This is a genomic window from Streptomyces sp. NPDC047049 (assembly GCF_040643995.1).
Taxonomy (GTDB): Bacteria; Actinomycetota; Actinomycetes; order Streptomycetales; family Streptomycetaceae; genus Streptomyces; species Streptomyces mooreae.
Genome location: NZ_JBEYVM010000012.1, coordinates 182,047 through 196,666 on the forward strand (window position 1 = coordinate 182,047; position 14,620 = coordinate 196,666).

The 14,620-nt window shown below is 74.2% G+C and carries 13 protein-coding genes; 6 read left to right on the forward strand and 7 right to left on the reverse strand.

Annotation, left to right across the window (positions count from 1 at the left end):
• Positions 1–144: 144 nt before the first annotated feature.
• Positions 145–411, forward strand: a complete 267-nt coding sequence (locus tag ABZ851_RS25200) for a hypothetical protein (RefSeq protein ID WP_361131575.1) — start codon at positions 145–147, stop codon at positions 409–411.
• A 240-nt stretch (positions 412–651) separates the two neighbouring features.
• Complete coding sequence (locus ABZ851_RS25205; RefSeq protein ID WP_361131633.1) at positions 652–1,839, forward strand: glycosyltransferase 87 family protein; 1,188 nt, start codon at positions 652–654, stop codon at positions 1,837–1,839.
• 8 nt (positions 1,840–1,847) lie between these two features.
• Here the strand turns inward: ABZ851_RS25205 and ABZ851_RS25210 are convergent, their stop codons facing one another.
• Positions 1,848–3,500: a DNA repair helicase XPB gene (locus tag ABZ851_RS25210; protein ID WP_311628009.1), complete on the reverse strand. Its 1,653-nt coding sequence runs from the start codon at positions 3,498–3,500 to the stop codon at positions 1,848–1,850.
• A 259-nt stretch (positions 3,501–3,759) separates the two neighbouring features.
• The gene (locus tag ABZ851_RS25215; protein WP_361131579.1) at positions 3,760–6,390 is read right to left on the reverse strand and encodes a helicase C-terminal domain-containing protein; all 2,631 of its coding nucleotides are present in this window, start codon (positions 6,388–6,390) and stop codon (positions 3,760–3,762) included.
• Positions 6,391–6,566: 176 nt separating this feature from the next.
• Here ABZ851_RS25215 and ABZ851_RS25220 point away from each other — a divergent pair, with 176 nt between their 5' ends.
• Together ABZ851_RS25220 and ABZ851_RS25225 are read left to right on the forward strand one after the other, a co-directional pair.
• Positions 6,567–7,820, forward strand: a complete 1,254-nt coding sequence (locus ABZ851_RS25220) for a hypothetical protein (protein WP_361131582.1) — start codon at positions 6,567–6,569, stop codon at positions 7,818–7,820.
• 62 nt (positions 7,821–7,882) lie between these two features.
• A complete protein-coding gene (locus ABZ851_RS25225; RefSeq protein ID WP_361131585.1) occupies positions 7,883–8,533 on the forward strand; it encodes a haloacid dehalogenase-like hydrolase in 651 nt (216 codons plus the stop codon).
• Here the strand turns inward: ABZ851_RS25225 and ABZ851_RS25230 are convergent.
• Positions 8,497–8,694 (reverse strand): hypothetical protein, encoded by a 198-nt coding sequence (locus ABZ851_RS25230; protein ID WP_361131636.1) that lies wholly within the window; start codon positions 8,692–8,694, stop codon positions 8,497–8,499. The genes ABZ851_RS25225 and ABZ851_RS25230 overlap by 37 nt on opposite strands.
• 295 nt (positions 8,695–8,989) lie before the next feature.
• Here ABZ851_RS25230 and ABZ851_RS25235 point away from each other — a divergent pair, with 295 nt between their 5' ends.
• A complete protein-coding gene (locus tag ABZ851_RS25235; protein WP_018089689.1) occupies positions 8,990–9,373 on the forward strand; it encodes a cold-shock protein in 384 nt (127 codons plus the stop codon).
• 90 nt (positions 9,374–9,463) lie between these two features.
• On the opposite strand, the gene ABZ851_RS25240 is transcribed toward ABZ851_RS25235, so the two are convergent.
• From ABZ851_RS25240 to ABZ851_RS25255, 4 genes are all read right to left on the reverse strand, one after another.
• A complete protein-coding gene (locus tag ABZ851_RS25240) occupies positions 9,464–10,315 on the reverse strand; it encodes a 1,4-dihydroxy-6-naphthoate synthase (protein WP_361131588.1) in 852 nt (283 codons plus the stop codon).
• Positions 10,316–10,325: 10 nt separating this feature from the next.
• Positions 10,326–11,084, reverse strand: coding sequence for a futalosine hydrolase (locus ABZ851_RS25245; protein WP_361131591.1), 759 nt, complete (start codon positions 11,082–11,084; stop codon positions 10,326–10,328).
• A gap of 26 nt (positions 11,085–11,110) precedes the next feature.
• The gene (locus ABZ851_RS25250) at positions 11,111–11,614 is read right to left on the reverse strand and encodes a hypothetical protein (protein WP_361131594.1); all 504 of its coding nucleotides are present in this window, start codon (positions 11,612–11,614) and stop codon (positions 11,111–11,113) included.
• 70 nt (positions 11,615–11,684) lie between these two features.
• Positions 11,685–13,187 carry an MFS transporter gene (locus ABZ851_RS25255; protein ID WP_361131597.1) on the reverse strand — a complete coding sequence of 501 codons (1,503 nt, stop codon included), beginning with the start codon at positions 13,185–13,187 and terminating at the stop codon, positions 11,685–11,687.
• A gap of 319 nt (positions 13,188–13,506) precedes the next feature.
• Between ABZ851_RS25255 and ABZ851_RS25260 the strand changes: the two genes are divergently transcribed.
• A complete protein-coding gene (locus ABZ851_RS25260) occupies positions 13,507–14,412 on the forward strand; it encodes a DUF3027 domain-containing protein (RefSeq protein WP_361131600.1) in 906 nt (301 codons plus the stop codon).
• Positions 14,413–14,620 lie beyond the last annotated feature (208 nt).

The window sequence follows — 14,620 nt, forward strand, 5'->3', positions numbered from 1 at the left end:
CGGCGGTCGTTTCGGGACGAACGAACCCTGAGGGCGCCGTAGGCCTCCCGTAGGGGGCCGGGTGGGCCTGGAGACGGACATCCGGCCCCAGGGATGGACCTATGGACCGATGTGCTGCAATCGCGTGAATTTCATCATGGAGACATGAGCAGCGCAGCGATTCCCCCAGGTCCTGTCCCTCCGATCTCCGTCCACCCGGTCAAGGGCGCCACGGCCCTCGGCGCGGACCCCGGACGCGGCGTGGCCGCCGTCCACGAGCACCGCTACCTCGTGGGCAACGCACTCCGCGCGATCAAGGTCTTCGTCTCGGCCGCCTTCAGCGTCGCCGTCATGGGCGAGTACGCGGACGAACCGCGCACGCCCGACACCACGAACGCCCGGCACGACAACCGCGATGCCACGAACGCCTGACTCCATGAACACCCGGCTCCGCACGACTCGCCTCCGCACCACCCCCGTTGCCATCCGGTTGTCCGGAAACCGTTACGGCCCGTCGGGCTCGATCCATTAGCGTCGCCGGAAGAGAGCGCACTCAGGGCTACGGGGAGGGGACAACGGGTGTCTGCCGCCGACGGGACGCGGACGTGGAGACGGACCCGGGGGCAGGGCGACGCCCGCCCCGGACGCTTGGTGATCGCAGCGGCGCTGCTCATGGCGTCACTCGCCGGACTATGGGTGCTGTACCAGGTCCTGCCGATGCCGATGTCCGACATAGCGGTCTACCGCGCCGAGGGCCAGGCGGCCTCGGCGGGCGGTGATCTCTACGGCTTCACGGTCACCAAGTGGGCACTTCCGGCCACCTATCCGCCCTTCGCGGCCGTGCTCTTCATACCGACCACCTGGCTCTCGCTCGGCACGCTCAAAGTCGTGTGCGTGCTCGTCAACGCGGCCCTTCTCGCGCTGCTGATCCAGCTCTCCTGCAAGGCGGCCGGCCTGCGCAAGGCTTCCTTTACCGCGCCCGCCCTCCTCGCCACCACCGCGCTCGGCCTCTGGCTGGAGCCGGTCTTCCAGACCCTTGTCTTCGGCCAGGTCAACCTCGCACTGACCTGCCTGGTCCTGTGGGACCTCTCCCGTCCGGACGGCGCCCGCTTCAAGGGGTTCGCCACCGGCATCGCGGCGGGCATCAAACTCACCCCCGCGATCTTCGGTGTCTATCTCCTCGTCACCGGCCGGGTGAAGGCCGCCTTCACCGTCCTCGGCGGGTTCCTGGCCTCGGCGCTGCTGGGCTGGCTGGTCCTGCCCGATGCCAGCATCGAGTACTGGACGCAGCGGATGTTCGAGACCGGCCGGGTCGGCAAGGTCTGGATCGTCGACAACCAGTCCCTGCAGGGCCTGATCACCCGCGTACTGCACCAGCCCGAGCCCGGCCTGCTGTGGGCGGTGCCCGCGCTGCTGACCGCCGCGGCGGGGCTCTACACCGCCCGCCGGGTGTATCTGCGGCGCGGTCTGGACAGCTGGGGCGTGCTGTGCACGGCGATCACGGCGCTGCTGGTCTCGCCGATCAGCTGGTCCCACCACTGGGTCTGGTGTGTGCCGCTGCTCGTCGCGCTCGCCGCCCGTACCCGGCGCAGCCCGTGGCGCAGGGCGCTGCCGGCCGCCGTCACCCTCGCCTTCGCCGCCCGCTCGATGTGGATCATCCCGCACACCGGCGATCTCGACCTGCACTTCGCGTGGTGGCAGCAGCCGTTCGCGGCCCCGTATCCGCTGCTCGGTCTCGCCCTGCTGGCGGCCGTGGCCCGGTGGACGCGGAAGCCCTCCGGCATACCCGGTGCGGCGGCCGGCCGCCTCCCGGCGCCGCGCGCCGAGCAGCAGCTCGCCGGCGGCGCGCGGGCGGTCTGAGCGGGAGCTCAGACCTCGTCGTCCGCCGCCAGCAACTCGTTCGCGTCCACGATGCGGTAGGCGTAGCCCTGCTCGGCCAGGAAGCGCTGGCGGTGTGCCGCGAAGTCCTGGTCGATGGTGTCGCGCGCGACGACCGAATAGAAGCGCGCCTCGTGTCCGTCCGCCTTGGGACGCAGCACCCGGCCCAGCCGCTGGGCCTCCTCCTGGCGCGAGCCGAACGTGCCGGACACCTGGATCGCGACCGTGGCCTCCGGAAGGTCGACCGAGAAGTTCGCGACCTTCGAGACGACGAGCACCGAGATCTCACCCTCCCGGAAGGCGCCGAACAGCTTCTCGCGCTGTGCGTTGGTGGTCTCGCCCTTGATCACCGGCGCGTTCAGATGCTCGCCCAGCTCGTCCAGCTGGTCGATGTACTGCCCGATGACCAGCGTCTGTTCGCCCTGGTGGCGGCGGACCAGTGCCTCGGTCACATGCTGCTTGCTGGCGGTGGTCGCACAGAAGCGGTACTTCTCCTCGGTCTCGGCGGTCGCGTACGCCAGCCGCTCCGAGTCGGTCAGGTTGACCCGTACCTCGACACAGTCGGCCGGGGCGATGTACCCCTGTGCCTCGATCTCTTTCCACGGCGCGTCGAAGCGCTTGGGCCCGATGAGGGAGAAGACATCCGACTCCCGGCCGTCCTCGCGCACCAGCGTCGCGGTCAGCCCCAGCCGCCGCCGCGCCTGCAGATCGGCGGTGAACTTGAAGACCGGTGCGGGCAGCAGGTGCACCTCGTCGTAGACGACCAGACCCCAGTCGCGGGAGTCGAACAGCTCCAGGTGCGGGTAGACGCCCTTCCGCTTGGTCGTCAGCACCTGGTACGTGGCGATGGTGACCGGCCGGATCTCCTTCTTCGTCCCGCTGTACTCGCCGATCTCGTCCTCGGTGAGCGAGGTCCGCTTCACCAGCTCGTGCTTCCACTGCCGGGCCGAGACCGTATTCGTCACCAGGATCAGCGTGGTCGCCTTGGCCTGCGCCATCGCGCCCGCCCCGACCAGCGTCTTGCCCGCGCCGCAGGGCAGCACGACCACACCCGAGCCGCCGTGCCAGAACCCCTCGACCGCCTGCTGCTGATACGGCCGCAGCGCCCAGCCGTTCTCGTCCAGCTCGATCGGATGCGCCTCGCCGTCCACGTAACCGGCCAGGTCCTCGGCGGGCCAGCCCAGCTTGAGCAGCGTCTGCTTGATCTGCCCGCGCTCCGAGGGGTGCACCACGACCGAATCCGGGTCCAGCCGCGCCCCGACCAGCGGCTGCACCTTCTTCGAGCGCAGGATCTCCTCCAGCACCGGGCGGTCGGTGGTGGTCAGCACCAGGCCGTGCGCGGGGTGCTTGGTGAGCGTCAGCCGCCCGTAGCGGGACATCGTCTCGGCGATGTCGACGAGCAGCGCATGCGGCACCGGGTACCGCGAGAACTGCACCAGCGCGTCGACGACCTGCTCGGCGTCGTGCCCGGCCGCCCGCGCGTTCCACAGTCCGAGCGGCGTCACCCGGTAGGTATGGATGTGCTCCGGCGCCCGCTCCAGCTCGGCAAAGGGCGCGATGGCCCGCCGGCAGGCGTCCGCCAGCTCGTGGTCCACCTCCAGCAGCAGCGTTTTGTCGCTCTGGACGATGAGGGGTCCGTTCACGCGCCTCGCCTTTCACTTCCCGGCCTTCGCCGCCGGTACCGGCCGCAACACCTCGACCGTTGATCACGGTCACGGCCCTCGGCCGCAGACCTCGACCGCACATACGGCCAAACGTCCAGTGTGCCGCATTGCGCGGCGGGCGTCAGCGACGGAAGGGCGGGCCCTCCCCCGAAGCGCCCGGGAAGCGGCCTGGGCCGGAGGCGTCCGCCGTGTCCCTGCCGTGCCCCCGCTGCCCCCGCCAGGCCCTGCCGCCCACCCCTCAGACCGAGTCGTCCGCCAGTTCCGCGACTCCCGTGATCCGGTGCAGCGGATAGGTCCGCACCTCGTCGGAGGTGTGGTCGTAGGCCGTCACGAAGCCGCCTTCGACGCGTACCGGCGCGATGACGCGCTGGCTGGCGGCGCCGTCGGCGTTGACATAGCCGATCCACAGGGCGGAGTGGGTCAGCACCGCGGCCTGCATGGTGGCAAGGGTCTCGGCGGAGGTGGTGCGGGGGAGGGCGCCGGGGGCGGCCGGAGCGGGGGCGTGGACGGGCTTGCGTTCCGCGGTGGCGGCGAGGTCGCCGGCCCGGATGGCACGTACCGCCGCGGTGAGCAGGGTCGCGTCGGGGGTCGGCGGGCCGTCGGGCACCGGGGTGGGGGCGGTGCGCGGCGGGGTGCGGTGGGTGTCGGCGCGGGCGATCAGTACGTCGCCCGCGGTGGACTCGGCGGCCGGGGCGTAGCCCATCGCCCGCAGGCCGTCGAGGAGTTGGTCGGGGGCGGTCTGGGCGGCGAGCACGGTCGCGGCGAGCCGGCGCAGCCGGAGGGTGGCGGCACGGCGGTCGGCAAGGATCTCGGAGAGCAGGGCGTCGTCGTCGCAGCGGACATAGGCGGTGGCCGCGCCGATCCGGAGCCGGCCGTGCTTACGGGCCACATCGTCGATGAGGTAGGCGAGCGGCTGGGGGACCGGGGTGCGGGAGTGGGCGGTGAGGAATTCCTGCAGTTCGACGGCGGAGCGGCCGGCGTCCAGGGCGCGGCGTACCGAGGCGGGGGTGAAGCGGTAGACCGTCGCGCCGCCCTTGGACTCGATGTCGGCGAGGACGCCGAGCGCGTCGGCGAGCGGGCGGTGCAGCGGGCCGGGGGCGACGGCGGTCAGGTCCGCCTGGAGGAGGACGTGGTCGACGGGTTCGGGGAGGAGGGGGGCGAGGAGCGCGGCGGCGCGGGTCGCGGCGGCGTCGGTGTCCGCGGGGGAAGGGGCCTCCGCGGGCGCGGCGGCGGAGGAGGCCGCGGCGGACTGCGAGGTGGTGCCGGCCGAGGCGGTGTCGATCAGCGCGCGGCCGTGGGTGGAGAGTGCGCCGCGGCCGGTCACGCCCAGCAACTCGGCCTCGGTCAGCGTCCATTGCGCGAGACGCGAGCGGAGGTCGTCGGCGGGGGCGGAGCCGGCGGGGGCGCGAGCGGGCCCGGGCGCCGGGCCGGCGGGACCGGAGGACGGTACGCCGCCGTCGACGGCCCCCGCCGCGGCCGGCGTCCGGCCCGTGGCCGGTGCCGGGACCTGGCCCGCGGCCCCGGCGCTGCGCAGCGGACGCTCCCACTGCAGCCGGGAGCGGACCGCCGCCGCCGGTACGGCGGTGCCGGGCGGCAGGCCGGCGAGGAGGGCGAGGGCACGGCGGCGGACCTCGGGGGCGGGGGAGCGGTCGAGGTGCGGGCCGAGGGCGGCCAGCGCGCGGCCCTTGGCATCGGCGCTGCCGACGACACCCGCGGTGCGGGTCGCGGAGAGCCAGGCGGACGCCAGCACGGCCCAGCGCTCGTGGTCGGGCAGCTGCAGCCACTCCTCGGCGGCCGGGGTGGCCGCGAACCGTTCGTCGGCCTCACCGTCGGAGGCGATCAGCCCGGCCCCGTAGGCGAGTTCGAGCCAGAAGGCGGCCAGCTGCTCGGTGGTGTCCAGGGCGGTGGCGGTGCGCTTGAGGTCGCGGACGCTCATCCCGCCGGCGCGCAGGACACCGGGCCCGCCCAGGTCCCACTCCTTGAGCAGTTCCTCGACGGTCGCCAGCGCGGTGAACGCCTGGCTCGCGGCGGCGTTGTCCACAAGCTGTGGATCGCGTTCCGTGGCGGGGGCGAGCGCGGGCGGGACCGGCTCGGGGGTGTGATGGGCGCGCCCGGCGCGGAGATGGAGCGCCGCCTCGCGCGGCAGGACGACGTTGCGGGCGCCCGCCGGGAGCAGCAGGCCCCGGTCCAGCAGCCACTGCAGATGCGGGGCCGGACGGTCGGTGACCCCGCCGTACGGCGGGCCCCACAGCAGCTTGTCGAGGACGGCGACGGATTCGGCGGGCGCGGTGTCGAGCAGCGCCGTCATCCGTGCGCGGTCGGAGAACAGGGCGGAGAGCGCGGCGACCGCGGTGACCGGATCGTGGGTGGCGGGCAGCCCGGCCGCGGCGATGATCTCCTGCAGCCGCCCCGGCGACATCCCGGCCGCGGCCTCGGCGACGGTCGGCCCCAGCCCGGTCGGCGACGGATGCGCGGCGCTGGGGCTGAGCAGTTCACGGGCCGTACGCACCAGCCGCAGGCGGTCGTCCGGGCCCCACACCAGCGCCTGCGCCCGCAGCTCGGCCACCGCCCTGGGCAGCTCGGCGGCGACCGCCGCGTCCCCGGTGTCCCCGCCCATCAGCGCGCCCAGCGTGTCGTACGGGCACGGGTCGGGCGCCACCGCCAGCGCCTCGGCGGTCTGCAGCACGAACCGGTCGAGCCGTTCCACCGCGCGGACCACCGACGCCCGGGTCCCGGCCCGGGTGGCGAGCTGGGTGACATCGCCCGGCACCGGATTGAGCAGGTCGGGCCGTGCCCGCAGCAGCCCGACGAGCCCGCGGTCGGTGCGGGTCCTGAGCTCCTCGGCGAGGGTGCGGGGTGTACCGGTCATTCGTCCTACGTTAGCCGGGCCGGGCCTGACGGGGGACCGAGCGGCGGCACGGTATCCACGGAACGCCGCAACGCCACGGGTACGCCACCCCGCCCCGGCCCCCGCGGCCTCCGGCCCGCCGGGCGGCCGAGGCGGTACCGTCGGGGCAGTAACCAGCGGACGCCGCAGGGGATTTCGTGGGGATCGAGAGCGATCAGCTCGTCTATGACTATCTGAGCCGGGTGGGCGACCTGGCCCAGCAGCGCGGACTGCCCTCCGCCACGCGGATGCGGCTGGTCACCGGGCTCCGGGCCGAGATAGACGGACAGCAAGCCGATTCGGTGTCCGGTGTGAAGCGGATCCTGGCGCGGCTGGGGACGCCGGAGGCGGTGGTCGCGGCCGCGGGGAGCACGGACGGCCGGGCGCCGGGCGCGTCCTTTGGCGGCCCGGAGGCACGGCGCGGAGCGGAGACGGGGCGCGGACCGGAGCCGCGGAAGGGACCGGAGGCCGGGAGCGCCCCGGGAGCCGGCCCTTCCGTGCCGCTCGGCCCGGCTCCGCCCGCGGACCCGTCGCGCCCCGCCGGGACCCCGCGCCCGTGGAGCGCGGCGCGCGACAAGCTCACCGGCCTGGCCCGGCGCGGCGGGCTGACGGGCAAGCCGCCCGCGAACGGCAAGGACGCCCCGCACGGCACGGACGGCCCGTACGGCGCGGTGCCCGCCCCGCGCGCCGGCGGGCCGCAGGCCGCGCCGTCCGTCGGCCTGCCACCGCATCTGGCCGGCGCCGACGAGCTGGGCGACGACGGTGACGCGCCCGACTGGTGGCGGGTGGAGCCGGCGCCGTTCGGGCCGGGCGAGACCGTTCCGGGGTTCGTCGGCGGGATCGAGATCCCGGAGATATGGGACCGGCCGGAGAGCGACCGGGTGCCGATGACGAAGGACGGGGCCAAGGGAGCCGGGGAGCAGGATGCGGAGGAGGACGCGTACGGCGCGGCGCCGGCGGAGCGTCCGCTGCGGCGGATGGTCCGGCGGGTGCTCGACCGGCGGCGCGGCGGCGGGCCCGGTGCGGCGCCCGCGGCCGGGGCCGGCGAAGACGTCGTGGTGGTGCCGGCGCGGGCGCCGCTCAGCCCGGTGCTGACGCTGGCCGTGCTGCTGCTGGTGGCCGGTGCGGCGCTGGGGTCCTGGCTCGCGCTGGCGGGCGGCTGGGGGCTCGCCTACGTCTCCCGGCGGCTGAGCCGGGCCGAGGCCAAGTTCGCGGCGCTCGGCGTGCCGGGGACCGTCGTCGGCGGGCTGGTGGTGTGGCTGTGGGGCCGGTTCGACGGGCGCTGGGGCGAGCCGATCGCGCAGGGGCGGCTGGGGCAGGAGATGGCCGACGGGCTGCCGGGGGTGGTGCGGGTGGCGGCGGTCGCCTCGGCGCTGTTCCTGGTGTGGCGGATGCGACGGGCGCCGCGATGAGGAGGCCGGGCCGCCAGGGGCCTCCTCCCGGCCGGAACGCGCCCCCAGGCACAATGGCAGGCATGGCTGCGCACTCTCCGACGGTCGGGCTGACGGTCGGCTTTGACCTCGACATGACGCTGATCGACTCCCGCCCGGGCATCAAGGCCGCGTATCAGGAGCTCTCGGCCAGGACCGGCACCGTGATCGACGCCGACCTCGCGGTGAGCCGGCTGGGGCCCCCGCTGGAGGACGAGATCCGCCAGTGGTTCCCCGCGGAGCGGGTGACGGAGATCGCCGAGCTCTACCGCGCGCTGTACCCGGAGTACGCGATCACCACGTCGCCCGCCCTGCCCGGCGCCCGGGCGGCCATCGACGCGGTGCACTCGGCGGGCGGCCGGGCGATCGTGGTGACGGCGAAGTACGAGCCCAACGCCAAGCTGCACCTGGAACACCTCGGCCTCGGGGTGGACGCCCTCTTCGGCTCGCTGTGGGCCGAGCGCAAGGCCGAGGCGCTGCGCACCCACCGGGCGCCGGTCTACGTCGGCGATCACACCGGCGACGTCGTGGGGGCGCACACCGCCGGCGCGCTGTCCGTCGCGGTCGCCACCGGCCCGTGCGACGCCAGGGAGCTGCGCGACGCCGGTGCCGAGGTGGTGCTCGCCGACCTGACGGAGTTTCCGTCCTGGCTGGAGCGCTACGTGGCGGACGGGGGCGGCGGCGCCGCCACCTGACGGCGCTGAGCGGTGGCGGAACGGATCACTCCGGCCGCCGCGATGAGGAAGCCGAGCCCCATCAGCATGCACAGCCAGTAGAAGACGGACGGCAGCGGTTCGGTCCCGAGGAACAGCGGCGCCACCGTGGCGAGAGTGGCCACTGCGCCAACTAGGAACATGATCGCGCCGATTCGGACCAGCAGATCCCCGGCCTGGGGAGTTTCGTCAGACACCTGACCAGGGTAAGTCGGGGCCAGAAGCACCGAGGATCCACCCGGCGGCGTCTTGTCACCGGCCTTGGGACCATTAGCCTGGGTGATGGCGGGTCCTGCGGCCCGCTGCACTGCTTTCCAGCCCCTCCCCACTCTCGGCTTCGCTCGTCGAGCGGGGGGACACCCACCCCGCAGTCTCCGCAGTAGACCCGGCCCCAGATTTCAACGTTTCTTTCCAACGAGTACGAGGACGAGGACAGACGTGCCTACCGGCAAGGTCAAGTGGTTCAACAGTGAGAAGGGCTTCGGCTTTCTCTCCCGCGATGACGGCGGTGACGTCTTCGTGCACTCGTCGGTGCTGCCCGACGGCGTGGCCGCACTCAAGCCTGGCCAGCGCGTCGAATTCGGCGTCGTCGCGGGCCAGCGCGGCGACCAGGCGCTGACCGTGACGCTCCTCGACCCCGCACCCTCGGTGGCCGCGGCGCAGCGCCGCAAGCCCGATGAACTCGCCTCGATCGTCCAGGACCTGACGACGCTGCTGGAGAACGTCACCCAGCAACTGGAGCGCGGCCGCTACCCGGACAAGGTGCACGGCGCGAAGATCGCCGGCATGCTGCGCGCCGTCGCCGACCAACTGGACGTCTGAGCACACCTGCCCGCGGGCGGCCGCACCCGGCCGTCACCCGCGGCACACCTCACACGCGGCGCACCTCATGCGCTGCCTACGTCACATGCTTCACACGAACCGCAACGCATCGGGGCCGAGGGGCGGAACCAGCCCCTCGGCCGCGGCGCGGGTGAGCAGCCCGCGCACCGCGGCATAGCCGTCCTCGCCGAGGTCGGCGGTGAATTCGTTGACGTACAGCCCGATGTGCTGGTCGGCGACCTTCGGGTCCATCTCCTGGGCATGCTCCAGGACGTACGGCCGGGAGGCCTCGGGGTCGTCCCAGGCCATCAGCACGGAGCTGCGGACCGCCGCCGCCAGCTCGCGCAACGCCCGCTCGCCCAGCGACCGCTTGGCGATGATCGCGCCGAGCGGGATCGGCAGCCCGGTGGCGAGCTCCCAGTGCTCTCCCATGTCGGCCAGGCGGACCAGGCCGTAGTTCTGGTACGTGAAGCGCGCCTCGTGGATGACCAGGCCCGCGTCGACCTTGCCGTCGCGCACGGCCGGCATGATCTCGTGGAACGGCAGCACCACGATCTCCCCGACCCCGCCCGGCACCTCGGCCGCCGCCCACAGCCGGAACAGCAGATACGCGGTGGACCGCTCGCTGGGCACCGCGACCGTCCTGCCCGCCAGGTCCGCGGCCGTCCCCTGCTCCCTGGTCAGTACCAGCGGCCCGCAGCCGCGCCCCAGCGCCCCGCCGCAGGGCAGCAGCGCATAGTCGTCGAGCACCCACGGCAGCACCGCGTACGACACCTTCAGCACATCGAACTCACCGCGCTCGGCCATGCCGTTGGTGATGTCGATATCGGCGAAGGTGACCGCCAGCTCCGGCGCGTCCGGGACCCGGCCGTGCGCCAGCGCGTCGAAGACGAAGGTGTCGTTCGGGCACGGCGAGTACGCGATGTTCAGCGGCCGGGTCACGGGGTCCTCCTCAGGGATGGTGCGGAGCCGGTGCGGGCGCCGGAGCCGGTGCGGTGGCGGCCGTCAGGGCTCCGGGAAGCGTGCGGAAGGCACCGGTCAGGGCGGTGAGCGCGGGGCCGATGCGCCAGGCGGCGCGGTCGCGCGGGCCGACGGCGTTGGAGACCGTACGGATCTCCAGCACCGGCACGCCGTGCGCGGCGGCCGCCTCGGCGACCCCGAAGCCCTCCATCGCCTCGGCCAGCACCCCGGGGTGACGCGCCGCCAGCTCGGCGGCGCGGGCCGCGCTGCCGGTGACCGTGGAGACGGTCACCACGGTGCCCAGGGCCGCACCGGCCGCCGTGGCGACGGCCTCGGCCAGCGCCGGGTCGGGGCGGTGCGCCACCGTTCCGAAGCCGAGGTCGGTGACCGGGGTGAAGCCGTCGGGGGTCTCGGCGCCCAGGTCGGCCGCGACGATCGCGTCGGCGACCACCACGGAGCCCAGGGCCGCGCCGGACGCGGCGAAGCCGCCGCCGATACCGGCCGAGACGACCAGGTCGTACGGAGCTGTGGCGAGCGCGGCGGCGGTCAGCGCGGTGGCCGTACCGGCGGCAGCGGCGGCCGGGCCGACACCGGCGGCCAGCACGTCGAGCGCCACCGGCGCACCCGCCGCACGCCGCAGCGCGTACCCGCCGGGCAGCGCCGTCTCGCCGCGGGCCTCGTCGCAGGGTTCAGCCGCGGCGGCCACCGCGTCGCGCTCGGCGGCCACCGCCGTGACGACCAGGACCCGCATCGGCCGGCCCTCCCGTCTCAGCTCTCTCAGTCCTGCTGCTTCAGGGTGAAGTGCCACAGGGTCTTGGGGCCCTCGCCGCCGCCCAGCTCCGCGACCTGGAGAGTGACGTCGTTGCGGTAGGAGGTCTGACCGGTCTGCGGGTTCTGCTGCATGAAGAGGGTGTCCGCGTCGAAGCTGCGGTACGTCTGCTTGCTGGGCGCGCGCATGACGGGGCCGGCACCGATGACGATCCACCCGGACTTGGCGACCTCCGGGTCGACGCCGACGCGCACCTTCTCACCGGGGTGGACGGTGATCGTCTTGCCGCCCTTCTTGGTGATGCAGGCGGCGACGGCCTTCTTGGAGAGGACCTTGCCCCCGCCGTCGCAGCCGGGGGTGGCCTCGGCCTGCACCGTCGTCGAACCGACGGTCACGGTTGCCAGGGATGTCGGCTTCTCGCAGGCGGAGAGGGTGAGGAGACCCAGGGACACGGCACCGATGGCGGCAGCGGCACGGCGGCCCTTGCCCCAGGAGATCAACGCAGCGGTCATACGGGCAGGCTATCTGGCGCCCCGGCGCACGCCACGCCCGGGTACGGCGTGCCGCGTCGCCCGTCGGATGTCAGGCCACCCGGGGGGCCGGCGTACCGCCCCGCCGGGCCGCGCTCAGCAGTCCGCGTACGGCCAGCACCACGCCCAGCGCCACCAGCCCGGCGGCCACCGCCATCCCCAGCGGGCCGATCAGCGGCAGCGAAATCCCGATCGCGCCGCCCACCACCCACGACATCTGCAGCGCCGTCTCGGACCGGGCGAACGCGGAGGTGCGCACCCCCTCCGGCACATCGCGCTGGATCATCGCGTCCAGCGACAGCTTCGCCAGCGCCTGGCACAGCCCCGCGACGGCCGCCGCGGCGGGGACCACGACCACCGCCAGCACCGGGTAGAACACCGCGGCGAGCACCGTCGCGCACAGCGCCAGCCCCAGCATCGCCGCGACGATCGGCTCCGGACCGCGCGCCTTGAGCCAGGCGCCGACCGCCGTCCCCAACGCGTTTCCGGTACCGGCCGCCACCACCACCAGCCCCAGCGAGGCCGCCGCACCCAGCCCGCCCAGCGGATGCTCGCGCAGCATGAAGGCCAGGAAGAACGTCAGGAAACCGGAGAGCGCCCGCAGCGCGGCGTTGGCCTGCAGCCCGTGCAGCACCGACGGCCCGACCGTCCGCAGCCCCGGCTTCCGCTTCCCGCCCCCGGCCGGCCGCGCCGATGCCTCCCGGGACGCCAGCCGGGCCCGGACCTCGCCCTTCGCCGAGTCGACCTTGGGCGGCAGGGAGAACGACAGGACCGTCCCGGCGGCGAACACGGCACCCGCCCCGTACAGCGGCCAGCCCGGCCCGAGCAGTTGCAGCCCGGCCCCCATCGGCGCCGCCACCCCGGTCGCCAGCAGCCCCGCGAGCGTCACCCGCGAATTGGCCTTGACCAGCGAGATCCGCGGGGGCAGCAGCCGCGGCACCACCGCGCTGCGGACCACCCCGTAGGCCTTCGACGCCACCAGCACCCCCAGCGCCGCCGGATACAGCTGCAGCCCGCCGGTCGCCACCGCGCCCGACATCGTCAGCGCCAGCAGCGCCCGCGCCAGCATCGATCCCGCCATCGCCGCCCTGCGGCCGTGCGGCACCCGGTCCAGCAGCGGCCCGACCACCGGCGCGAGCAGGGCGAACGGGGCCATCGTCACGGCCAGATACAGCGCCACCCGGCCCCGCGCCTGGTCCGTCGGCACCGCGAAGAACACCGTCGAGGCCAGCGCGACGGTGATCATGACGTCGCCCGCGGAGTTCACCGCGTGCAGTTCGATCAGCTTGCCCAGACCCGATTCGCCCGCGCCGTGCGCATGCGTGGCACGCCGCAGCCCCCGCGCCGCGCCGGTCACGGGCCTGCGCAGCGCATGCCCCAGAACCCGGCCCGCCCGGCGGGCCCGGCCGGCCCCCTTCCCGCCCCGGGTCGAGGCGTGCGACACCTGTGACGACTTCCCTGCGGTCCTGGACACCCTCGACACCTTCGACGCCCTTGCGGCAGCCACCTGGTCATAGTGCCCCAACTCGCCCAGGAGAGGGCACTTTCTCCGCATTGGCGCGCGAGGCGCAGCGGCCCGCGGTCGCCGGCACTGACATTTGCCCTCCCACCGGGGGGTCGTACACCGTTGAAGGGGTAGCGTGTGTAGCGCGCCACCGGCGGTCGTTTTTGGCCGCGTGCCTCCGCGCGATCCCGCAGAATGGGACGCAAGAGGTGCGCTCGACCGAAACGACCGGGCGCGGACGTCGACGCGGTCCCCTGGTCCGCTCCGCCCGCCCCGGTACCGCCGGTCGTCCGGACAGGACAAGGACAGCTCCGGCTGGCGCACTCGTGAGACGGCGTAGAAGAGAGAATCGATTCTTGTGAGTGCTGCGATGCGAAGCCGTACCCCTGACCGCCTGTGCGCCGAGGCGGTCGACCTTGCCCGGGAGGCGGCGGAGGAGGCCGCACTGCCCGGCATGGTCGGCGAGCACATCGATGCGGTGGCCGACGGAGACCGCGTCGTCACCCACCTCTTCGCTTGCAACGAGCCCGGCTACCGCGGCTGGCGCTGGGCCGTGACGGTCGCCCGCGCCTCCCGCGCCAAGCTCGTCACGCTCGACGAGGCGGTCCTGCTGCCCGGCCCCGACGCGCTCCTCGCACCGGAGTGGGTGCCGTGGAGCGAGCGGCTGCGCCCCGGCGACATGGGCCCCGGCGACCTGCTGCCCACCGAGGCCGATGACCTGCGCCTGGAGCCCGGTTACAGCGGCGAGGACACCCCGCCGCCGAATTCCCCCCTCGCCGAGGGCATGGCCGCCGACATCGCCGACTCCGAGGAAGCGGACGTCGTCCCCGGCTCGCCCGCGATCCAGCCCGCCCCCGACCGCGGCAGCATCGCCGCGGTCGCCGAGGAACTGGGCATGCGCCGCGCCCGGGTGCTCTCCCGCTACGGCCTGCACACCGCCGCCGACCGCTGGGAAGAGGCCTTCGGTGCCAAGACCCCCATGGCCCAGGCGGCCCCCGCCACCTGCGTGTCCTGCGGCTTCCTCACCCTGCTCCCCGGCTCCCTGGGCCAGGCCTTCGGCGTCTGCGCCAACGAGTTCTCCCCGGCGGACGGCCGGGTCGTCTCCCTCGCGTACGGGTGCGGGGCGCACTCCGAGGCGGCCGTGATGCCGAAACCGCCGCGGCCGGCCGCGCCGGTTGTTGACGAGACGGTCGTCGAGCCGTTGTCGCTGCGTCCCGAGCGGGACGGGGGCTCGGTCGAGGAGACCGGGCCGGCGGAGGAACTCGGCCACAGCTAGTCGCCGGGGCGCGCTGGCGCGCTGGGCCCCTGCCCCACGTTGTTTTCTGCGGCGCCGCTTTGCGTTTCGCCTTCGGCGGGGGTGGGGTTTGGGCGGGGGCGGCTTGCTGTTCGTGGTGGGTGCCGGTGGCGGGGGGGGCGGGGGGGGGGGGGGGTGGGGGGGGGGGGGGGTTGGGGGCGCCCCCCCCCCCCCCCCCCCCCCCCCCCCC